The sequence below is a fragment of the Allobosea caraganae genome (assembly GCF_003351345.1).
GTDB classification, from domain to species: domain Bacteria; phylum Pseudomonadota; class Alphaproteobacteria; order Rhizobiales; family Beijerinckiaceae; genus Allobosea; species Allobosea caraganae.
Genome location: NZ_QQTO01000034.1, coordinates 118,861 through 140,900, shown reverse-complemented (window position 1 = coordinate 140,900; position 22,040 = coordinate 118,861). Strand labels below are relative to the sequence as shown.

General features: G+C 67.4%; 16 protein-coding genes. 14 read left to right on the top strand and 2 right to left on the bottom strand.

The genetic code is table 11. The annotated features are described in order from the left end of the window. The first annotated feature begins 467 nt into the window (after window positions 1-467). The 14 genes from DWF00_RS23735 to DWF00_RS23670 all read left to right on the top strand — a co-directional run bounded on the left by DWF00_RS23735 (window position 468) and on the right by DWF00_RS23670 (window position 19,376). Window positions 468-2,225 (top strand): type I secretion system permease/ATPase, encoded by a 1,758-nt coding sequence (locus DWF00_RS23735; RefSeq protein ID WP_114831024.1) that lies wholly within the window; start codon window positions 468-470, stop codon window positions 2,223-2,225. Then, window positions 2,222-3,574, top strand: coding sequence for an HlyD family type I secretion periplasmic adaptor subunit (locus tag DWF00_RS23730; protein WP_114831025.1), 1,353 nt, complete (start codon window positions 2,222-2,224; stop codon window positions 3,572-3,574). Before DWF00_RS23735 ends, DWF00_RS23730 begins: the two co-directional genes overlap by 4 nt. 327 nt (window positions 3,575-3,901) lie before the next feature. Continuing rightward, complete coding sequence (locus DWF00_RS23725; protein WP_114831026.1) at window positions 3,902-4,696, top strand: calcium-binding protein; 795 nt, start codon at window positions 3,902-3,904, stop codon at window positions 4,694-4,696. A 60-nt stretch (window positions 4,697-4,756) separates the two neighbouring features. Further along, window positions 4,757-7,036, top strand: a complete 2,280-nt coding sequence (locus tag DWF00_RS23720) for a glycosyltransferase (RefSeq protein WP_114831027.1) — start codon at window positions 4,757-4,759, stop codon at window positions 7,034-7,036. Then, entirely contained in the window at window positions 7,033-7,869 is an 837-nt protein-coding gene (locus tag DWF00_RS23715) for a class I SAM-dependent methyltransferase (RefSeq protein WP_114831028.1), read from the top strand. The genes DWF00_RS23720 and DWF00_RS23715 overlap by 4 nt, the downstream gene beginning before the upstream one ends. Further along, window positions 7,866-9,119: a glycosyltransferase family 4 protein gene (locus DWF00_RS23710; protein WP_114831029.1), complete on the top strand. Its 1,254-nt coding sequence runs from the start codon at window positions 7,866-7,868 to the stop codon at window positions 9,117-9,119. The genes DWF00_RS23715 and DWF00_RS23710 overlap by 4 nt, the downstream gene beginning before the upstream one ends. Continuing rightward, entirely contained in the window at window positions 9,116-9,865 is a 750-nt protein-coding gene (locus tag DWF00_RS23705) for a hypothetical protein (RefSeq protein ID WP_114831030.1), read from the top strand. The genes DWF00_RS23710 and DWF00_RS23705 overlap by 4 nt, the downstream gene beginning before the upstream one ends. Window positions 9,866-9,869: 4 nt before the next feature. Beyond that, the gene (locus DWF00_RS23700; protein WP_114831031.1) at window positions 9,870-12,053 is read left to right on the top strand and encodes a glycosyltransferase family 2 protein; all 2,184 of its coding nucleotides are present in this window, start codon (window positions 9,870-9,872) and stop codon (window positions 12,051-12,053) included. Next, window positions 12,053-13,360 (top strand): glycosyltransferase family 4 protein, encoded by a 1,308-nt coding sequence (locus DWF00_RS23695; RefSeq protein ID WP_114831032.1) that lies wholly within the window; start codon window positions 12,053-12,055, stop codon window positions 13,358-13,360. The genes DWF00_RS23700 and DWF00_RS23695 overlap by 1 nt, the downstream gene beginning before the upstream one ends. A 44-nt stretch (window positions 13,361-13,404) precedes the next feature. Beyond that, window positions 13,405-14,613 carry a polysaccharide pyruvyl transferase family protein gene (locus DWF00_RS23690; protein WP_114831033.1) on the top strand — a complete coding sequence of 403 codons (1,209 nt, stop codon included), beginning with the start codon at window positions 13,405-13,407 and terminating at the stop codon, window positions 14,611-14,613. A gap of 173 nt (window positions 14,614-14,786) precedes the next feature. Further along, window positions 14,787-15,950, top strand: a complete 1,164-nt coding sequence (locus DWF00_RS23685) for a hypothetical protein (protein ID WP_114831034.1) — start codon at window positions 14,787-14,789, stop codon at window positions 15,948-15,950. Then, entirely contained in the window at window positions 15,947-17,407 is a 1,461-nt protein-coding gene (locus DWF00_RS23680) for a polysaccharide pyruvyl transferase family protein (protein WP_114831035.1), read from the top strand. Before DWF00_RS23685 ends, DWF00_RS23680 begins: the two co-directional genes overlap by 4 nt. 18 nt (window positions 17,408-17,425) lie before the next feature. Beyond that, window positions 17,426-18,286, top strand: coding sequence for a glycosyltransferase family 2 protein (locus tag DWF00_RS23675; protein ID WP_114831036.1), 861 nt, complete (start codon window positions 17,426-17,428; stop codon window positions 18,284-18,286). A gap of 55 nt (window positions 18,287-18,341) precedes the next feature. Then, on the top strand, window positions 18,342-19,376 hold the full coding sequence (locus DWF00_RS23670) for a GSCFA domain-containing protein (protein WP_114831037.1): 1,035 nt from the start codon (window positions 18,342-18,344) through the stop codon (window positions 19,374-19,376). A gap of 212 nt (window positions 19,377-19,588) precedes the next feature. Here DWF00_RS23670 and DWF00_RS23665 read toward each other — a convergent pair whose 3' ends face one another. Next, window positions 19,589-20,125, bottom strand: coding sequence for a hypothetical protein (locus DWF00_RS23665; RefSeq protein ID WP_114831038.1), 537 nt, complete (start codon window positions 20,123-20,125; stop codon window positions 19,589-19,591). A 280-nt stretch (window positions 20,126-20,405) separates the two neighbouring features. Beyond that, window positions 20,406-22,010 carry an ABC transporter substrate-binding protein gene (locus tag DWF00_RS23660; protein WP_114831039.1) on the bottom strand — a complete coding sequence of 535 codons (1,605 nt, stop codon included), beginning with the start codon at window positions 22,008-22,010 and terminating at the stop codon, window positions 20,406-20,408. Between the last annotated feature and the right edge of the window lie 30 nt (window positions 22,011-22,040).

Sequence of the window (22,040 nt, the reverse complement as noted above, 5' to 3'; positions counted from 1 at the left end):
ACTATGCGTGGAACTCCGTTGTCCGAATCAGCTCGCCGTCCGTTTCTCTGCTCGCGATCGAGCACCGTGCCTAGGAATTGGTCGCCGTAGTGCGGTTTCGAATGCATTCTCTACTCCGCCTGGTTTCGAAATGAGCAATTTTTCCCCAATGTCCCCTTTTTGACCCCAACCCACCCCCGTGAGTCGAATAGCCTACACGCAAAGCACATGCCACCCCCGATATCCAAAAACTAAGATTGTAGCAATTTTGAGATAGATATAATCTGTTTCGAAATTCGAAATATTCACTAATCAATCCATGGCTTCCGATACTATTCAGCGATATTCGATTCTTTATCTGTCATATTAACGACACAGCCTACGTGACACGTTAGTAAGAAGATGGCATCCTCAGATGCAACCTTACGTGCCGGCCGCCTGTCTACAACCGTGGCCCGCTCCTGACGACCATCAAAGCGGAGATCGGAATGAAGGCGGCACCCTCGGCGCCCGACGGCTTGGTCCGCGAGCTTCAACGTTCCTTTGCCGGCGGGCTCGCCTATGCGGGCTTCCTGAGCCTGTGCGTCAACATCCTGCTGCTGACCGTGCCGCTGTTCATGCTGCAGGTGCAGGAGCGCGTCATCGTCAGCCGCAGCTTCGACACGCTGACCATGCTGCTGGTCATCGCGGTCGGCGCGCTCTTCCTGTACGGCGCGATCGAGTTCATCCGCTCGCTGACCTTCCAGGCGATGGCGAGCATCTTCGCGCGCCGGCTCAACCTGCCGGCGCTGGAGGCGGCGGTCTCGACCTCGCTCGAGCAGGGCTCGGCCCAGGCGACGCAGGCGATCCGCGACCTCAACGACATCCGCTACTTCATCGCCAGCTCGTCGATCGCGACGCCGCTGGAGGCGGCCTGGTCGCCGATCTTCCTCGCCGTGCTCTTCGCCTTCCACCCGATCTACGGGCTCGTCGGCGTGATCTCGCTGATCATCCTGCTGACGCTCGGCGTGCTCGCCGACGTGCTGACGCGGCGCGTGATGAAGGAGGCCAACGAGGCCGGGGTCGACAGCGTCAACGATGTCGGCGCCAGCCTGCGCCATGCCGAGACGATCGAGGCCATGGGCATGCTGCCGGCGCTGGCCAAGCGCTGGCGCGGCAAGCAGGTCGCGATGATCGAGCTGCTCGACCTCGGCACGCGCCGGGCCAAATTCATCGCGGCCCTGACCCGCTCCTCGCGCATGACGATGCAGCTCGCGATCTACGCGACCGGCGCGACGCTGATCATCAAGAACGAAGTCACGGTCGGCACGCTGATGGCGGCGAGCATCCTGCTCGGGCGCCTGCTGGCGCCGTTCGATTCGATGATCAACGACTGGCGCGCCTGGGTGCTGGCCGCCGCCGCCTGGAAGCGGGTGCGCGAGCTGCTGCTGACGCGGACCTCGCAGCGCCAGACCATCCCGACACCGGTGACCACGGGCGATCTCGTGATCGACCGCGTCGTCTACGCGCCGCCAGGCGCCGAGCAGACCGTGATCAAGAGCGTCTCCTTCTCGCTCTCGCCCGGCGAGGTGCTCGGCATCGTCGGGCCGTCCGGGGCGGGCAAGTCGACCCTGGCGCGGCTGCTCGTCGGCGTGCTCAAGCCGAATGTCGGCGGCGTCTATCTCGACGGCCACAACGTCTTCCTGTGGGAGCGCGGCTCCTTCGGCGACATGGTCGGCTACCTGCCGCAATCGGTCTCGCTGCTGAACGGCACGATCGCCGAGAACATCGCCCGCATGCGCGTGCCCGATCCGGCCTCGATCCTCGAAGCCTCCCGCACCGCCGGCGTGCACGAGCTGATCGGACGCTTGCCGCTCGGCTACGACACCAGCGTCGCCGATGGCGATTTCAGGCTGTCGGGCGGCCAGCGCCAGCGCATCGGCCTGGCGCGGGCGCTCTACGGCTCGCCGCGCCTGCTGGTGCTGGACGAGCCCAACGCCAATCTCGACGCCGAGGGCGAGCAGAGCCTGATCCGCGCCATCAACGCGGCCCGCGAGACCGGCGCGATGGTCGTGCTGATCGCGCACCGGCCCTCGGTGATGCAGATCGTCGACAAGATCATGATCCTGCGCGAGGGCCGCATCGCCCAGTTCGGGCCGCGCTCGTCCATCGCCGGGATGATCACGCCCGGCGGGCTTGTCGAAATCGAGCCGGCAAATAAACCGAGCAAGCCGCTCGAGGCGAGGCCGCGCGAGGTGACGGCATGAGCAAGCTCCCCGACCTGAAGCCCAACCGCGCGCTGGTGCCGTTCGATCCGCCTGCGGAACCGGAGGAGCGCGTGCCCTCGCTGCGCAATCTCGTGCTTGCCGGCGTCAGCGCCATCGCGATCGGCTTTGGCGGCTTCGGCGCCTGGGCGATGACGGCGCGGCTCGACAATGCCGCCGTCGCCGCCGGCACGGTGATCGTCGACAGCAAGCGCAAGACGATCAGCCATCTCGAAGGCGGCATCCTGAAGATGCTGCTCAAGACCGAGGGCGACCGCGTCAGGAAGGGCGAGCCCCTGCTGCGGCTGGAGGATGCCCGCGCCAAGGCCGAGCTGCAGCAGCTCCACGGCAAGCGCATCGGCTTCGAGGCGAAACTGGCCCGGCTGCGGGCCGAGCAGGCCGATGCCAGGCAGATCGATTTTCCGGATTCGCTGGAAATGGCGGGAACGCCGATCGCCGAGGAGGTGATCCGGGCCGAGCGCAAGCTCTTCCAGGCGCGGGCGCAGGTCTATGACGGCAAGACCCGGATCCAGCAGCGCGTCATCGAGCAGCACCAGGCCGAGGCCGAGGCGCTGCAGGCGCAAATCGACGCGACGCGGCATCAACGCAGCCTGATCGACGACGAAGTGAAGATGGTCGCCGAGCTCTACGAGAAGCGCTACGCCAAGCGCACGCAGCTGGTCGACCTCCAGACCAGGCAGAGCGAGCTCGTCGGCCGCGGCGGCGAGACCGCGGCGCGCAAGGCCAAGGCCGAGCAGGCCGTCGCCGGCGCCGAACTCGAGATCAAGTCGATCAGCCTGGAGCGCCAGGGCGAGATCGCCAAGGAATTGCAGGAGAGCCAGCTGGCGCTCTCCGAGGTGGTCGAGCGCATCGTCCAGGCCGAGGACGTGCTGCGCCGGCTCGTCGTCACCTCGCCGCAGGAAGGCATCGTCGCCAATATCCGGATGCGCACCGGCGGCAGCGTCGTCGGGGCGGGCGAGCCGATCCTCGACATCGTGCCGGAGAAGGAGCCGCTGATCGTCGAGGCCAAGGTCGACCCGCGCGACATCGACTCGGTCAGGCTCGGCGCCGAGACGCGGGTCCGGCTCACCGCCTTCAACGCCCGGCTGCTGCCGCCGCTCAGTGCCAAGGTCAATTATGTGGCAGCCGACCAGCTCGTCGACGATAAAACGGGCGTCGCCTATTTCCTGGTGCGCGCCGAGATCCCGCCGGAGAACCTGGCGGAGTATAAAATCACGCTGCATGCCGGCATGGCGGCCGAAGTGCTGATCGTCAACGGCTCGCGCCGGGCGGTCGACTACCTGCTCCAGCCCTTTACCGACAGCTTCAACCGCGCCTTCCGAGAGGATTGATTTCATTCGCGAATTTGCGATGCATGGCGACTCACTTCGAATTCCGAAACAATATTCGATCGTATAGTTTTGACCGATAGTTCGATTTTTGAAACGTATTCGAGCAACACTAGTAATTTACTTGCGAGACATAACATCTAAATCTTTTTGCATCGCAATATCATCACAATAAAAGGCTTGCTGCGCCGCACATATTGCCTCAGTCTACTCATGTCGAGCGATGGCGGGCCTGGCGCTTGTCATCGGAATTGCGTCAACAGTCCGGGCGAATGGCGCATGCGCCGCGGTCCCGGCAGACGCTTCCCAGATCGCCCCAGGAGGTGACAGATGGCCACGATCGAAGGCAGTGCATTCGATGACTTTTTGATTGGTAGCCGGTTCAGCGACGTAATCCTCGCCGGTGGCGGCGATGACATCGTCAAGGGCGGCGACCAGGTGGATTCGCTCTTCGGCGAAGACGGCGACGACCTGCTCTACGGCGACGGCGGCAATGACGCGCTGTTCGGCGGCGAGGGCAACGATTCGATCTTCGGCGGCCTCGGCGACGACGTCGTCTCCGGCGACGACGGCGACGACGCGCTGTTCGGCGGTGAGGGCCACGACGTCCTGACCGGCGGGCTCGGCGACGACATCCTGCGCGGCAATGACGGCGACGACGTCCTGATCGGCGGCGCGGGCAACGACATCCTCCAGGGTGGCCCCGGCGACGACATCCTCCAGGGCGGCATCGGCGACGACCTGCTCCAGGGCGGTGACGGCGCCGACATCCTCGATGGCGGCATCGGCAACGACATCCTGCAGGGCGGCGCGGGCGACGACGTGCTCTTCGCCGGCGCCGGCAACGACATCCTGTCCGGCGGCGCCGGCAGCGACGTCTTCATCTTCAACGGCGGCGGCGGCAACGACCTCGTCCTCGATTTCGAGGCCGGCTCGGACATGCTGCAGATCGCCTCCGACATCAACGGCACCGGCGTCTCGTCGGCCGAGGACGTCGCGGCGCGCGCCACCACGGTCAACGGCAACACCGTCGTCGACCTCGGCAACGGCGACACGCTGACCCTGGTCGGCGTCACCGCCGAAGACGTCCAGGGCGACCCCAACTCCTACTTCACCGTCGCCTGATGACCCTCGCGACGCCGGCCGCCACGGCCGGCGTCGCACCCCTCCCCGGGATATCTCGCCATGCTCACGATCGCCCCGGCCCAGGCGGCCGGCGACCAAGTCAACGCCACCGAACTGGTCCGCCTCAGCGGCTCGATGTTCCTGCTGAGCTGGACGCTCGACGGGTCGCCGCTGGCGAGGCAGAGCGTCTCGCTGACCTGCGGCGGCAAGCGCGCAGCCTCGGCCTCGCTGACCCTCGAGCTCGGCGACGGGCGCGCCCGCATCGTCTCGGTCTTCCGCCATGGCGGCCATGAGGAGATCACCGCCAAATTGTCGGGCGGCCAGCTCGGCCCGGACGTCTTCATCTCCTTCGACCCCGAATTCACCCATGCCATGGCCGACGCGTCCGAGATCGCGCGCGACCTGGCTCCGGCCGCCCGGATCGCGCTGGCCAATGCGCTGATCGGCACCTGGCCGACCCTGTTCAGCCTGCGCGAGAGTGGCGCCTATCTCGCCTTCCTGCGCCAGTTCCTGCTGGCGCTCTCGCGCAAGCCGGGACCAGCCATGCCGGTCGCGGCGCTGCCCGCCGGCAGGACGCTGCTCGAATCCTCGGTTCCCGGCCGGCTCGGCGCGATCAAGGCGGCCTATTGGCTCGACCAGAACCACCTCGCCCGCATCGAGGCGCGGCCCCGGCTCGGCCGGCCCGACAAGGCCGGGCGCAAGCCGCTCCACCTCATCGCCGAGGCCTTCCAGCCGGGCCATGCCGGGCTCGTCATCCTGCAAAGCGATGTCGGGCTGATCGTGCGGATTCTGCCCGAGCGTGCGCCGGTGCCGACCCTCGGCCGCTGGTGGGCGAGCAAGGCGAGCGAGCGCGACGACCTCCGCAGCTGGCTCGTCGAGCAACTCGCAGGCATTTCGGAGCAGGGCCGCCTGCTCGCCATCGAGATGCAGCGGCGCCTGCCGCTGCCGGTGCAGAATGTGCGCCGGCGCGACGAGCTGCCCTCCGCCGAGATCGACCTCGCCGTCTGCAACGAAGCCGGCCTGCTGCTTGGCGGCTGGTATCGCGACCCCGATGGCTCGATCGAGCAGGTCCTCGTCCATCGCAGCGAGGGCGAGCCCCTGCCCATCCTTGACCGCCTGGAGCGCTTCGGCGCGCTGCTGCCGGCCGAGCCCGGCGGCGACCGCCGGACGGCGACGGGTTTCCTCGGCCTCGTGCCCGGCTACGCCTCGGGCGCGCCGGTGCTTCAGCCACGCTGCGAGATCAGGCTGAAATCCGGCACCTCGCTGTTCCTACGTCCCGCGCCACAGCCGGCCGATGCCGTGACGATCCGGGCGCGGGCGCTGGCCTCGATCCCGCCGCAGCATCTCACCAGCGACATCCTCGAACGCACGCTGGCGCCGGTGCTCGCCGCCTGCCAGGCATCGCTGCGGGCGAGCCAGCCCGAACCGAGCCTGCGGCTGATCGGCAGCCTGCCGGCGCGGCCCGCCATCTCCGTGGTGATCCCGCTCTACCGGGTCTACGAGTTCCTGCGCATCCAGGTCGCGTCTTTCGCCGGCGATTCCTGGTTCCGCGACAAGGCCGAGCTGATCTACGTGCTCGATTCGCCCGAGCACGAGGCGGAGGTCGCGCATCTGCTCGGCGGGCTGCATCTCGCCTATGGGCTGCCGATGCAGCTCGTGGTGATGGGCCGCAATGGCGGCTTCTCGGCCGCCTGCAATGCCGGCGCCGCCGTGGCGCGGGCCGAGACGCTGGCGCTGGTCAACTCCGACATCATCCCGGTCGAGCCGGGCTGGCTGCCGGCGCTGGCGCGCAGGCTCGACCGGCGCGGCCGCGTCGGCGCCGTCGGCCCCAAGCTGCTCTATGACGACGGCTCGCTCCAGCATGCCGGCCTGCTGTTCAAGCGCGACCGGCACGGAATCTGGCTCAACCACCACTTCCACAAGGGCATGCCGAGCAATTACGGGCCGGCCAATGTCGAACGCATGGTGCCCGGCATCACCGGCGCCTGCATGGTGATGCCGCGCGCGCTGTTCAACGACGTCGGCGGCTTCGACGGCAGTTACGTCATCGGCGACTACGAGGACAGCGACCTCTGCCTGAAGATCAGGAAGGCCGGCCTCGGCATCAAATACGTGCCGGGCGTGGCGCTCTACCATCTCGAGCGCCAGTCGATCGCAAAGAGCCCCGACTATACCCGCGGCGTCGCCTCCCAGCACAATGCCTGGCTCCAGACGCAACGCTGGGACAATCAGATCGAAGCGCTGATGGGCGGCGACCTTGCCCCGGCCGCCAAGCCGCCGGCGATCCGCGAACCCGACATCCTCTCTCGCACCGTCCTCAGGAGGGCTACCGCTGCATGACGGCGACCCTGGCTCTACGCCCCATCGACCCGCCTCCCGCCATTGCCGTGCCCGCCCCGCCGGGCAGGGAGTTCGACTGGCTGCTGGACCATGTCCAGCGCAACCGCTTCCTGCCGCATCCCCCGCCCGAGAGCATCTTCGTCGGCGATGGCGACTACCGCACGATCGGCGCCGAGTTCCTCGGCCATTTCGTCCGCCTCGGCCGGCTCCAGCCGCATGAGCGCGTGCTCGACATCGGCTGCGGCATCGGCCGCATGGCGGTGCCGCTGACGCAGTACCTCGACCCCGAGCGTGGCAGCTACGATGGCGTCGACCCGGTGATGGATGGCATCCTCTGGTGCGCCCAATCGATCACACCGGCCTATCCGCGCTTCCGCTTCCAGCGGCTCGACATCGCCCACCCGCTCTACAATCCGAAGGGCTCCCTGCCGGGCACGGAGGTGCAGTTCGGCTTCGCCAATGGCAGCTTCGACTTCGTCGCGATGGTCTCGGTGGCGACGCACCTGCCGCCCGACGAGCTGAGCGTCTACCTCAACGAGGCCTCGCGCCTGCTGGCGCCGGGCGGGCGGCTGTTCCTCACCGCCTTCGCCATCGATGGCCAGACCACCGGCCAGGAGCGCCTGAAGTTCAAGCGCTGGCAGGACGGGCCGGGCTGGTACGCGATCGAGGAGGCGCCGCTCGCCGCCGCCGGCATCGCCGACGAGTTCCTGCTTTCGCAGGCGCAAGGTGCCGGATTGCTGGTCGAGAGCCTGCGGCCCGGCCATTGGCGCGGCATCAGCGCGGCGCATTACCAGGACCTGCTGATCGCCACCAAGCCGGAGCGCAGCCGATGACGCGCCGCATCCTCGTCGCCGCGCATAACCACCCCGACCTGCATCCCGGCGGGACCGAGATCTTCGCGCATGACCTGGCCAGCGGCTATCGCGAGCAGGGCTGCGAGGTGCTCTTCCTCGGCGCGACCAACGCGATCCATCGCGAGGCGCATCCGGGCACGGCCTTCCAGACGACGGGCCCGGACGGCGACCTGCTGCTCTGGAGCGGGCATTTCGACCGCTTCTTCCTCAGCCAGATCGACCATTACGGCACCTTGCAGGATCTTGGCGGGCTGCTCGAGGAATTCCGGCCGGATGTCATCCACATCCACCATCTCGTGCTGATCGGCGCCGAGTTCCTGACGCTGGCACGCCGGCTCTTGCCCTCCGCCAAGATCGTGATGACGCTGCACGACTACTACCCGATCTGCCACAATGACGGACTGATGGCGCGGCCGACCGACAAGCAGCGCTGCTCCGGCGCCTCGCCGGCGAGCTGCCGCGGCTGCTTCCCCGAGATATCGGCCGACCGCTTCCTGCTGCGCGAGCGCTTCCTGAAGACGCATCTCGCCGCGGTCGACCAGTTCGTCGCGCCGAGCCGCTTCCTGCGCCAGCGCTATGTCGACTGGGGCCTGAGGGCCGACCGGATCGACGTGATCGAGAACGCGCGGCCGCCGCGGCTGTCGATGCCGCATGCGGTCAAGGGCGGCAAGCGCGCCAGCTTCGGCTATTTCGGCAACCTCAACCCGTGGAAGGGCGTGCTCGAACTGCTCGGGGCGGCGAAGCTGCTGCAGTTGGCCGGGGAAAGCGAGTTCGAGCTGCGCATCCATGGCGGTGCGCCGTTCCAAAGCGAGGCTTTCGTCGCCGCCTTCGATAAGGCGCTCGGTGAGGCCGGCGCCGCGGTGACCCATTGCGGCCCCTACCAGCGCGAGGAGCTGCCGGAGCTGATGGCCGAGATCGATTGGGTGGTGATGCCCTCGATCTGGTGGGAGAACGCGCCGCTCGTCATCCAGGAGGCGTTCCAGCACCGCCGCCCGATCATCGCCAGCAACATCGGCGGCATGGCCGAGATGGTGCGCGACGAGGTCGATGGGCTGCATGCCCGCCCTAGTGACCCGGCCCAACTCGCCCGCGTGATGCGCCGGGCGATGGACGAGGAGGGCCTGTGGGACCGGCTGGTCGACGGCATCCGCCGGCAGCCGACCATCGCGGAATGCGCCCGCGCCCATCTCTCGCTCTTCGACAAGCTCAAACTCGCGGAGGCCGCATGAGCGTAGCGCGCGATGCCGACGGAACCGAGCGGTTGCCCAACGTGGTGCCCGCCCGCATGAACGGCCGGGTCGACGCCCTCGACGGCAACCGGCTACATGGCTGGATCTGGGACGAGGCCAGGCCCGAGGAGCGGCTCAGGGTCAGGCTGATGCTCGACGGCCGCGTCGTGGCGGAGGTCGTCGCCGACCAGGGCCGCATCGACCTGCGCCGCAACGGCATCGGCGACGGGCGCCACGCCTTCTCGATGGAGCTCGACGACGCGACCGTGGCCGTGCGCGAGCGGCTCGTCATCCTCGGCCTCTCGCCGGCGACGGGCACCGAACTGGAACTCAGGCTGCCGCCGCCGGCCGAACTTGCGGCCGAGGCTGCGATCGCGGTGCCGCTGGCGCGCTTCTTCGACCGCGTCGAGGCGCTGATCGCGCTCAACCGGCGGGGACAGCTGGCCCAGAAGGAGCTGGTCGAGAAGCTCGACGAGGTCACGGAGCGTCTGGGCGGCAATTCGGTGCAGCGCGACGAGGCGGCCGAGACGGCCCGCGCCGACCATATCTCGCAGCGCCTCAGCGAGCTCGACGTCTTCCTGATGCGCTTCGACACGACCATGCGCGGCTTCGACGAGCGGCTGATCGCGATCCGCAAGGAGGCGCAACGCCCGCTCAGGCAGGCGACCATGCTGCTCGGCTTCATGTCGGGGCTCGCGGCGCTGATGTCCTTCGTGACGCTGGCCGTCACCCTGGCGAGGCATTGAGCCCATGAACGAAGTCATCGTCCCCGAGCAGACCAGGATCAGCCCGGCCCCGACCGTGGCCTGGACGCCGCTCGGCGAGAACGCCATCCTGATCGTGAGCTGTTGCGACGCCATTCCCGGCAAGGTCGCGATCGCGGTCGACGGCAATCCGCGCAACAAGGCCGAGACCATGGCGCTGACCTGGCGCCGGCCGCAGGCCGAGGCCTCCGCCGCCATCGGCTTCCTCTGCCTGGCCCCCGCCCCTGCCACCGACCGCACCGGCTCGGGCGCACTGCTGATCGGCCGGCCGGGCCGGCCGCTGCGGCTGGTGCTCTCGCCGAAGCCGCTGCCGATGCAATCCTTCCTCGCGGCACTCGCGGATGAGGCGGGACAGGCCTTTCCGACCGTCGTCGACGGGCTGCTCGAAATCCTGCTCACCGCCAAGCCGAACCCGCGCCGGCTGCGGGCGGCGGCACTGCTGCTGCAATCGATCGCCAAGCCCGGCGGCTTCGTCGAGGTGATGGGCGCGCTCGACGAGAGCGTCTTCATCCAGGGTTGGACCTCCGATTTCAGCGGCGGCCGCACCAAGCTCTTGATCGCCCATGGTGGACTCTCCTTCGCCGCCCTGGAGGCCGGGACCTTCGAGCGCGACGACCTCGCCGATGGCGCGCGCGGCTTCTTCGGCCTGCTGGAGGATTGCGCGATCCGCCATCCCAGCGAGATCGAGCGGCTGTTCTTCCGCGCCAATGATGGCTGGCGCGCGCTCGACGTCTACGAGCGCCATGTCCTGCTCGAACCGATCACGGTGCCCGGCCATCTGCGCGACGGCCTGCAGCGCGGCAGCGCCCCGCAGGCGACGGTGGACAAGCTCCGGCGCGCCTCGCAGCGCTTCGACGGGCGCGACACGGTCTGCCTGCTCGATAACCCGGTACGCGCCGGCATCGACGACGCCACGGTGATCGAGAGCGCCGGCACGCTGATCATCGGCTGGCTGTTCGACCCCGACCGGCATGTCAGCGCCGTCACCCTGCGCTCCGGCAGCCAGTCCTGCGTCATCGACCGGCTCTGGACCCGGGTCTCGCGGCCGGACGTGGTCGCGGCCTTCGCCGAGGACCCGCGCTTTGCCCATATGCTCGGCTCCCGCCGCAACAGCTACGGCTTCATCGTCTTCGCACCCAAGCTCGTGCCGGAACCCGGCCAGCCGCTCTACCTCGAATTCGAGATCGAAGGCTCCGGCCCCGCCTTCCTGCCGCTGGAGGCCGGCCGCGGCCAGGCCAGGCGGACGCTGGAGCGCGTCTTCGGCCTGCTCGACCCGCGCTCCTCGACCGCGACCTCCGTGGTCGAGCGCCAGATTGCGCCGGCCTTGCAAGCGGCCGAGATCCCGCCGCCGCGCGTGATCGAGACCTTCGACCTCGGCGCCTTTAAGGCCGATGCGCCGCTTGGCCTCGTGATCGGGCTCGACCATCGCCAGCGAGAGCTCTCCTCGCTCTTCGCGCTGCTCGCCATCGACCCAGAGGTCAAGCCGGTGCCGATCGTGCTCGCCGTTCCCGGCGAGAGCTTCGACCGGATCGGCGCCGAGGCGCGCCGGCTGGCGCGCTTCTACGGGCTCTCGATCCGACTCGCGCTGGTCGACGGCGTCGAGGATGCCTGCGACGCGCTGGAGGCCGGAGCGCGCGCCTGCCGCTTCCAGACCGTGGCGCTGCTCTCGGGCTCGGCGCAGATCCGCATGCCCGGCTGGCTCGGCCGGCTGGAGCGCGCCTTCCGGGCCCGTGGCGGGCAATGCGTGGCGAGCCCGACGCTGCTCTTCGAAGACAACTCGATCCGCTGGGCCGGCGCCTGGATGGAGGGCGAAGGCCCGAACCGGCGCGTGTTCAATCGCTTCGTCGGCTATCCGCTCGATGCGATCGGCAATCTCGGTCCGATGGAGGTCGCTGCCGGCGCGACCGAATGCTGCGTGCTGTCGCGCGCCGCCTTCATCGAGGCCGGCGGCTTTGCCCGCAACTACTTCACCACGGCGGAAAAGGGGCTCGACCTCTGCCTCAAGCTCAGGATGAACGGGGCGCCGTCCGTCTGGGTGCCCGAGGTCGAGATCTACGTGGTCGACGATGGCGAGTTGGCGCGGCCGCATGTCGGCGCGCTGGCAAGCCAGGCCGACCGCGCCAGCTTCGACCGCCGCTGGGCGCTGGCCGTTTCCAATATGCGAGGGTGATGATGCGCGTACTCGTCGTGTCCCATGGCCATCCGAGCCTGTCGCTCGGTGGCGCCGAGATCGCCTCCTACAACCTGCACAAGGGCCTGCAGGCGAGCGAGGGCGTCGATGCGCATTACCTCGCCCGCGTCGGCGCGCCGACACCGCGCCATGCCGGCACGGCGCTGATGAGCCTGCGCCAGCGCGGCGGCGAGCTGCTCTACTACGCCGAAGAATACGACCACTTCCTGATCTCCAACCGCAACACCGAGGAGATCGAGCGCGACTTCGTCCGCGTGCTGCGCGACCTGAAGCCGGACGTGGTGCATTTCCACCATTTCATCGGGCTCGGGCTCGAATGCCTCTACGCCGTGCGCGACACCTTGCCGGACGCGCTGATCGTGGTGACCTTCCACGAATATCTCTCGATCTGCCACCATCACGGCCAAATGGTGAAGACCGGCGCGTTCAAGCTCTGCTACCGCTCCTCGCCGACCGACTGCAATGCCTGCTTCCCCGAGATCTCGCCGGCCCGCTTCCTGGCGCGCGAGACCTTCATCAAGGGCATGCTCAACCTCGCCGACCATTTCGTCTCGCCGAGCCGCTTCCTGGCCGAGCGCTTCCAGGACTGGGGGCTCGCCGCCGACCGCTTCAGCGTGATCGAGAACGGCATCGACGTGCCCCATGTCGCGCCGCCGCGGCCGCTGCCGGACGCCAAGGCACGGCGCTCGCGCTTCGCCTATTTCGGCCAGCTGACGCCCTACAAGGGCGCCGACGTGCTGATCGACGCCGTCACCCGCATTCCCGACGCTGTCTGGGGCGACGACGCGATCCTGCTGGTCTATGGCGGCAATCTCGAGCGCCAGCCCGAGGCCTACAAGAAGAAGTTCGCCGAACTGGTCGAGAGCGCCGGCCGCCGCGTGCGCTTCTGCGGCGCCTTCCAGAACCACGAGATGCCCAACCTGATGCGCTCGGTCGACTGGGTGGTGATGCCCTCGGTCTGGTGGGAGAACTCGCCGATCGTGATCCAGGAGGCCTTCTTCCATGGCCGCCCGATCCTCTCCAGCAACATTGGCGGCATGGCCGAGAAGATCGTCGACGAGGTCAACGGCCTGCATTTCCGCTCCGGCAGCCCGGAGGACCTGGTCGACTGCATGACGCGGGCGCTGAGCGAGCCGAAGCTATGGGAGCGCCTGCGCGGAGGCATCACGCCGCCGCTGACCCATATCGGCTGCGCGGCCGAGCACATCGCCCTCTACCAGCGGCTGATCGAGCAGCGTGGCATGCCGATGCCCGCCAGTCGCGCTGCCACGCCGATGATCGCCTGATGCCGGAAGAAGCAACTAACGGGACAACAAGGGGAGACAAAACCATGGCCCGCATCCTCGTCATGATCCCTTCCGGGGAGGTCTACGACCACGACAACGTGCGCTGGTACCGGCACGCCGATTTGGCGAGCCATATCAACCACTACCACAATATCGGCGACGCCTTCGTCTTCGACTCCTCGCTGAAGCTGCTCAACTTCGAGAAGCTCGACGTGCTGCCGATCGCCAATCCCGACATGGCGCTGATCGACCGCATGAACGCGGAATACGACTACGTCTTCCTGCGCGGCTCGAACTACGTCCATGCCGAGATGAAGTGGAGCCAGACCGCCGACGTGCTGCGCCGGCTTAAGATCCCGGTCATCGCCTTCGGCATCGGCGCCCAGGCACCGGTCAGCGGAAAGCTGGAGCTGAGCCAGGACACCAAGACCGTGCTCAGGCTGATGGCGGATTCGACCGCGTCGATCGGCGTGCGCGGCGCCTATTCGGCCGAGATCATGAACGAGATCGGCATCAAGAACGTCCGCGTCATCGGCTGCCCGACGGCCTTCCGCGCCAACAACCCCAACCTCGCGATCAAGCTGCCGCCGCTCGACAGCGTCAAGAAGGTCGGCATCACGCTGCGGCGCGAGGTCTCGCCGACCTATGCGCGCAACATCAAGCGCTACCTGACCTTCCACCGCGACCTGGTGAAGACGCTAGCCGGCCGCTTCGACGCGACGCTGATGGCGCAGGGCGAAATCGAAGAGAAGAAGCTCGCGCTTGGCACGCTGGAGCAGAAGGAAGAGGCGATCGCGGCCCTGCGCAAAAACGAATGGGCGACGTCCTGGTATCTCGACGCCGAGATGGAGCAGCTCTACCGCAGCCGGATGTTCTATTCGGACGTGGTCGCCGAGTACGAGCAATTGGTGCGCAAGCTCGACCTCGTGCTCGGCTACCGGCTGCACGGCAACCTGATGGCGCTCGCCAACGGCACGCCGTCGATCTACTTCACCTATGACAGCCGCACGGTCGAGTTCGCGGATACGTTCAAGATCCCGAGCTACGACGTCTTCGCCGGCCCGGACTTCAAGCTGGAGGAGTACTGGGACCAGGCCCTGTTCGACCGCTTCAACGCGACCTACGCCCAGGTCTACACGGCGATGCGCGACTTCCTGGTCGAGAACAATATCGACACCAAGATGGTCGGCGCCCCTCCAGTGGCCAAGGCCGCGCCGCCACCGCCCCCCGAGGCCGAGCGCAAGGTCGCGTGAGCATGGTGTTTCGGTTCCTCAAAGGGCGCGCGCCTCTTCCCCCTCCCCCCGCTTGCGGTGGGGAGGGCCGGGGTGGGGGGAAGAGTCGCCAGGCGAGCAGGTCGAGCATTGTCCTGCACGCCCCCCCATCCCTAGCCCTTCCCCACCGCAAGCGGGGGGAAGGGGACAGGGCAGTGCGGATTGCAGCGGCGGCGCTGCTCCTGCTCGTCTGCTCACCCGCCGTCGCGACCGGCCAAGCGCCGGGCTATCGCGTCGAGATCGCACCCGATGCGCAGGAGGAGGTCGTCTATTCCTGGGCGCGTGAGCGCTGCGAGGAATGGGACCTGCCCGACGCCCCACTGCGCGCCTTCCGCGACGACAAGGGCGAGGTCGTCGCCTTCGCCAGCCACTACCGCAACCGGCCGCTGATCGGCGCCGACCTCGCCACGATCCGCAAGAGCTGCGCGGTCTCGTTCCAGGCCAGGAACAGCCCCGATCCGAGCCAGTTCAGCGACATGAGCTGGATCGCCGCGACCTGGACGGCGAATGGCCGCGACGTCTTCGCGCTGCTGCACGACGAGTACCATGCCGACCGCCACGCCGGCGCCTGCCGCTTCAAGGACGGCATGAGCTGCTGGTACAACGTCGTCACCGCCGCGCATTCCAATGATGGCGGCATGAGCTTCTCGGCCGAGCCGCGCCAGCTCGTCGCCGCGCCCACCTTCAAGCAGGATGTCGGCCAGGGCCGGCATCGCGGCTTCTTCAACCCGTCCAACATCATCGAGCGCGGCGGCGCCTGGTACGCGCTGATCGCAACGACCGGCGGCGAGGGCCAGAAGGGCGGCGTCTGCATCTTCCGCAGCACGAAGATCGACGACCCGACCGCCTGGCGCGCTTTCGATGGCTCCGACTACACGGTGCGCGCGGTCGATCCCTATCGCGAGGACACGACGCAGGCGAAGCCGTGCCAGCCGCTCAAGGTGCTGCCGACCACGGTCGGCTCGATCACGAAGCATGAGGCGAGCGGGCTCTACCTCGCGATCTTCCATCTCGGGCCCGATGCCAGCCAGGGCATCAGCGGCGGGCGCGTCGCCTATAGCTGGTCCGCCGACCTGATGCGCTGGTCGCCGCTGCAGACCCTCATCGTCCACCCGACGATGTGGAGCAAGAACTGCGCCGACCGCACCCGCTACGCCTACGGCTCCGTCGCCGACCCGGCCTCGCCGTCCCGGAACTTCGAGACCACCGGCAATGAGGCCTTCCTGTTCATGACGAAGATGCGGGTCGCCGACTGCAAGGTCGGGCCGGACCGCGACCTCGTCCGGATCAAGGTCCGCATCGTGAAAGACACCCCATGAACGCGCCCGTCCTCAACCTCACCGCAGCCCAGACCGCGGGCCACAGCATGAAGATCATCCGTGCCACGACGGAGGAGGTCGTCGTCTCGATCGTCCGCGAGCCGGGCAGCGGCTGGCCGGCGCTGACGCTCAAGCTCGACGGGCACGACTACGCCACGATCAACCCGAGCGCGCTCGTCACCGGCGATGCGGCGGTGGCCGAGCTGACCATCCCGCTGCCGAAGCTGCCCGACGGGCGCCCGCATTTGGTTGCCGTCGCCGACGCGGCGACGGGCGCGCTCGCGCCCGGCTCGAACCTGCGCCCGATCGCGACCGCGAAGAACCTGCGCGCGCTGGTGATCTACCCGGCCGGCGAGGTCTACGACCACGACAAGGTGCGCTGGTACCGCGCGCCGATGGACAAGCTGCTCTCCGACTATTTCAACATCGGCGACATGATCGTCTACGACTCGACGCTGAAGCTGCTCAAATACGCGCATCTCGAGCCCATGAAGATCATGAGCCCGACCGACGCGGACATCGAGCGCTACGCGAGCGAGTTCGACTACGTCTTCGTGCGCGGCTCGAACTTCATCCACGAGAAGATGGAGTGGTACCGCGCCGTCGAGGTGCTGGAGAAGGTCAAGCTGCCGGTCTACGCCATCGGCGTCGGCGCGCAGGCGAGCCAGAACCGGGCGATCGAGCTCTCCGAAGGCTCGAAGCGCTTCTGGAGCATCGTCTCCGAGCGCTCGGCCGCGATCGGCGTGCGCGGCGCCTTCAGCGCCGAGACCCTGCGCCATAACGGCATCCGGAACGTCGACGTCATCGGCTGCCCCTCGATCTTCCGCACCCGCAAGCGCGACCTCGTCATCAACGTCCCCGACCAGCGGAACATCCGCAAAGTCGCCTTCAGCCTGAGGCGCGAGGCCGACAGGAGCTACACCGCCGACCCTGCCGCCTATCTGCGCAACCAGAAGGCCGCGCTGCTCAAGGTCGACGACCAGAGCGAGATGGTGATGTCCTCGCATGGCGAGCAGGAGGAGAAGGCCTTCTTCCTGCGCGACCCGGCGGCGAAGGAGAAGGCCGTCGCCGAGTTCGTTCGGACGGGCTGGTGGAGCGGCTCCGACGACACGCAGATGCGCAAGATCTACGAGAAGCAGCTCTTCAGCTTCTTCGACGTCGAGCGCTACGACGAGTTCGCGAGGAGTATCGACCTTGCGGTCGGCTACCGCGTCCACGGCGTGCTGCCGGCGGTGGCGCAGGGCGTGCCCGGCGTGCTCGTCGCCTACGACACGCGCAGCCAGGAGCTGGCCGAGACCTTGAAGATTCCCGTCGTGCCGGAGGCGGCGCTGGCGGAAGGCGGCTGGCGAGCCGTCTACCAGGACACGCAGCTCAACGGGCTCGCGCGCTCCTACGCGCAATCCTACGACCGCATGAGGGGGTTCCTTGAAAAGAATGGCGTTCCGCACCGGATGTGAGCCGACGAGGCCGATGCGATGAAAAAGATTGCCGTCGTCACGATGCAGTACAACGAGGAGTTCTACGTCTCCCGCTGGATCGATTACTACGCCCGGCTCGTCGGGGTCGAGAATCTCTATGTCGTCGACCATGACAGCAATGACGAGGTCCGCGAGAAGCTCAGCCGCGTCAGCGTCGTCCGCTATCCGCGCTCGGCCTTGGACGACCAGGAGCGGGCGCGCTTCGTCTCAAAGTTCGTCGGGGCGCTGCTCGAGCTCTACGAGACGGTGATCTACACCGATTGCGACGAGTTCGTCAGCCACGACCCGCGCCGCTTCGCCGGCTTCACCGACTGGCTCGACGCGACCGATTTCGAGTACTCGACCTGCGTCGGCTTCAACGTGATGACGATGCTGGAGGAGGAGAACGCCGTCCTGCTCGAAGGCCAGGTGCTGGAGCAGCGCCGGCACGTCCGCTTCGTCTCGCCGATGTGCAAGACGCTGATCGTGCGCAAGCCGATCCGCTGGGGCGGCGGCTTCCATCATGCCAACCGGCCGCCCCACTTCCACGGCGCCTACCTCTTCCACCTGAAATATGCCGACCTCGCCGAGCGCATGCGCCGGCAGGCGATGACGCGCGGGCTCGACTTCGCCCAGGCCGACCAGGGCCACCACCAGCGCAAGAACGACCTCGACCTGATGAACATCTACCAGTCCTTCGCCCGCCTGGAGCGCAAGGAGTGGGAGGACGAGGCGATCGATCGCTATTGCGGCCAGTATCTCGAGGGCGTGACGCAGTCCGAACGCGGCGGCGAGGTCGGCACAATGTACGTCTCGCCGCTCAACATCGCAGCCGGCGAGGCGCTGAAGCTGCCCGAGAGCTTCCGGAATCTTTTCTGAACCTGAGGAGGTCCGCGGCAATGGCGCCGGCGGCCAGTAGCGACAGGAGTAGACGATGCGGATCGAATACGACGCGGGCACGGCGCTTTCCATCATGCGCGGCAACCCGGTGCGCGGCTGGACCTCGGGCAAGCCCGAGCGCATGGCCAAGGACCGGCTGACCACCGGCAGCTTCCTCTCGGTCGATCACAAGCCGAAATTCCAGATCGAGCCGTCCTGGCCGATCTTCACCATGGGCTCCTGCTTCGCGCGCGGCGTCGAGAACGTGCTGATCTCGCGCGGCCTGCTGCTGCTGCTCAACGGCCATGGCGTGCCGGCCGAGCATTTCGAGACCTGGAACGAGGAGACCGGGCGCGGCGGCGGCGCGGCGCGCGGCGAGCTCAGCCGCGGCGCGCTCAACAAGTACTCGGTGCGCTCGATGGCGCATGAGCTGAAGCGCGTGCTGATGAACGAGAGCTACCCCGAGGAGGGGCTGATCGAGCTGGCGCCGAACCAGTGGTTCGACCCGCATGCGAGCGGATTGAAGCTGCTCGACAAGGAGACCGCGCTGGCCAACCGCAGGAAGCTCACTGCGGCGACAGCGCAGATCAAGCAGGCGCGCATCTGCTTCTTCACGCTCGGCCTGACCGAGACCTGGCTCGATTCCGAGACGGGGCTGGCGATGAACACGCATCCCGGCCCGGTCTGGCTCTCGCGCATGCCCGAGCGCTTCCGCTTCGTCGACTACGGCTACGAGGCGACGCTGAGCGACATGCTCTCGATCCTGACGATGATCCGCCAGCATTGCCACCCGGAGATGCGCTTCATCGTCACGGTATCGCCGGTGCCGCTGGGGGCGACCTTCAAGGATGCCGACGTGATCGTCGCCAACAGTGCCTCGAAATCGGTGCTGCGGGCGGTGGCGGAAGAACTCTACCGGCGCTTCGACTTCGTCGACTACTTCCCGAGCTACGAGATCGTGCTGAACTCGCCTCGTACCCTCGCCTTCGAGGAGGACCAGCTCCACATCGCCCGCGACATGGTGGCGACCGTGATGGGGACCTTCGAGCGGAGCTATCTCGACGCCGGGCGGCAGGCGAACGCGGCTTAGGGCGCTCTCGTTCGTCCAGCCCACATAAACGTTGCTGCTTTCCTCTACGTCATGGTCGCCCTTGTGGCGACCACCCACGTCTTAGCCACGGATCGATCGGCCACGCTGGCTGACGCAGGTCGGAACCTGCCACCGGCGTCGCAAGACGTGGATGACCGGGACAAGCCCGACCATGACGGGGGAATGGGCGGCGTTGGGGAGCGTGGGCGCCCCTACTCCCGCTGGACGTCGACGACCTCGCCGCTGCGGTTGATGACGATGCGCATGTCGTCGCCGTTGCGGTCGATGCCGACGATGACCCAGCCGCGCCGGCCCTCGCGAACGCGGCCGACCCGCGCCAGCCCCTCGCCGCGAGCGATGCGCAGGGCGTCATCGGTGGTGATGCTCTCGAGCGGATCGCGGCGATAGCGTGGCTCCAGTTCGTCGGATTCTTCCGGCTCAGGTTGCCGGTAGCGCGGCGGCGTCACATCCTCGGGCTCGGCCTGGCCGTAGCGCGGCACGCCGCCTTCCGGCTCGGCGGGACGCGGCGCCTCCGCCTCGGGCTCGACGCGGCGGTAGCGCAGGCCCGGCTCGTCCGGCCGCGCCTCGCGATAGCGCGGCACCTGCTGCGGCACCGGCTCGGGCGGGCGCAAGCCCTCCTCTTCCTGCTCCTGCTCGGGCTCGATGCTTTGAGCCCAGGCATTGCCGGCGGGCATGACGAGCGTCGCCGCGAGAGCAGCCACGGCTGCCAGGGATGCAAGATGAAACATGATGGCCTCCCGCCTCAGGCATGGGAGACTGGCCTGCGATTTCGACGGGATTGCGCGTTCTTCGCGGCAGAATTGATGGTCGGAGGGCGGCCTTCGCCACAGGAATGAAAATGGCGGCTGCCACAGGTTCCTGCATGAAACATCCGAGCCGTCATCCCGGACGGAGCGAAGCGGAGCTCCGGGATCCATCATAAGACTCAGCGTCCTACGATGGATCCCGGAGCGGCGCCGCTAAAGCGGCTTGTCCGGGATGACGCGGAGAGGTTGCCGCCGATAGCGGCTACTTCACCACGGTGACCTGGGTCAGGTCCTGGAACCAGCTCTGGGCCGGAACGAAGCCCTTGACCTTGGCGGTCATGGCGCGCGGGTTGAGGTCGTGGACGATGAAGAGCCAATAGGCCTCGTCGACGATCTGGGCGTTGGCCTTGCCGAGCAGTTCGTCGCGCTTGGCGGGGTCGAAGGTGTTGAAGGCCTCGTCCAGCGCCTTGTCGACGATCGGGTCGTTGGTGACGCCCCAGTTCGAGCCGTTCGGCGGCATCGCGCTGGAATGGAAGAAGCGGTAGATATTGGTCGGGTCGCTGAAGGGCAGGCTGATATTGACGGCGTGGCTGCCCTGCGACATCGCCGCGGTCGGCGGGTTGCGGAAGGCGACCAGCATCGTGCCCCAGTCGACCACATTGTACTCGATGTCGAAGCCGGCCTCCTTGAGGTTCTGCTGGAGGAACTCGTTCATCGGGATCGGCATCATCTGGCCCGAGCCCGAGGTCGAGATCATGATCTTGGCCTTGACCGGCTTGTCCGGGCCGAAGCCGGCCTCCTTGAGCAGCGCCTTCGCCTTGGCGGGATCGAAGTTATAGGTCGTCTTCGGCTTGCCAAAGGCGGGATAGGTCGGGTCGTAGAAGCCGGTCGCGGGCTTGGCCGTGCCGTTGAGCAGGGCGACCAGCCCGTCGCGGTCGATGGCATAGTTCAGCGCCTGGCGGACGCGCTTGTCCTTGAAGGGCGAGTTGTCGGCGACGCTGAGCACCCAGGGCCAGAGATGCGGATAAGGCTTCAGGCTGATCTGAAAGCCGGCCGATTTCAGCGAGGGGATCGCGTCCGGCGGCGGCACCTCGATCCAGTCGACCTGACCCGAGCGCAAGGCGGCGAGGCGCGTCGTCGCCTCCGGCATCGGCACGAGCACGAGCTTCTCCAGCTTCGGCACGCGGGCCTTGTCCCAGTAATCCTCGTTGCGCGCCATCTCGATCGAGACGCGCTGCGTCACCTTGGTGACCTTGAACGGGCCGGTGCCGGCTGGCTGCTTGCCGAAATCGACCCATTTGCCGCCGACCTTGGCGAATTGCGTGGGACTGACGAAGAGCACGCGGGTGATCAGATAGGGAAACGGGCTGAACGGCTTCTTGGTCCAGAGCACGAGCGTGTCGTCGTCGAGCTTCTCGTATTTCTCCAGCATCGGCAGCGAGACGCGCACGATCGCCGCCTGGGCGCTGTCGTAATTCGCGGCCTTGTCGTTGAAGATGCGGTCGAAATTCCACATAGCGGCATCGGCGGTGAAGTCCGTCCCGTCATGGAACTTCACGCCCTTGCGCAGCTTGAAGATCCATTTGCGCGGCTCTTCCGGATCGGCCTTCCATTCGGTGGCAAGGCCGGGCGTCAGGTCGGCCGGCTGGTCGGTCTTGCTGAAGTCCCAGTTGACCAGCGCGTCGTAGACCGGGAAGCCGGTGAAGCGATAACCCTCGCTGCCATTGTCCGGGATGCCGCCGACCGTCGGGATGTCCGAGGCGGTCATGGCGATGCGCAGCGTCTGGGCCTGGACGCTGGGCCCGCTCAAGCCAAGCCCTACCGCGGCGAGCGCGGCCACAAAGGCGAATTTCGTGAAACGGGACATGGGCTCGGAACTCCTTGACTGGCGGACAGG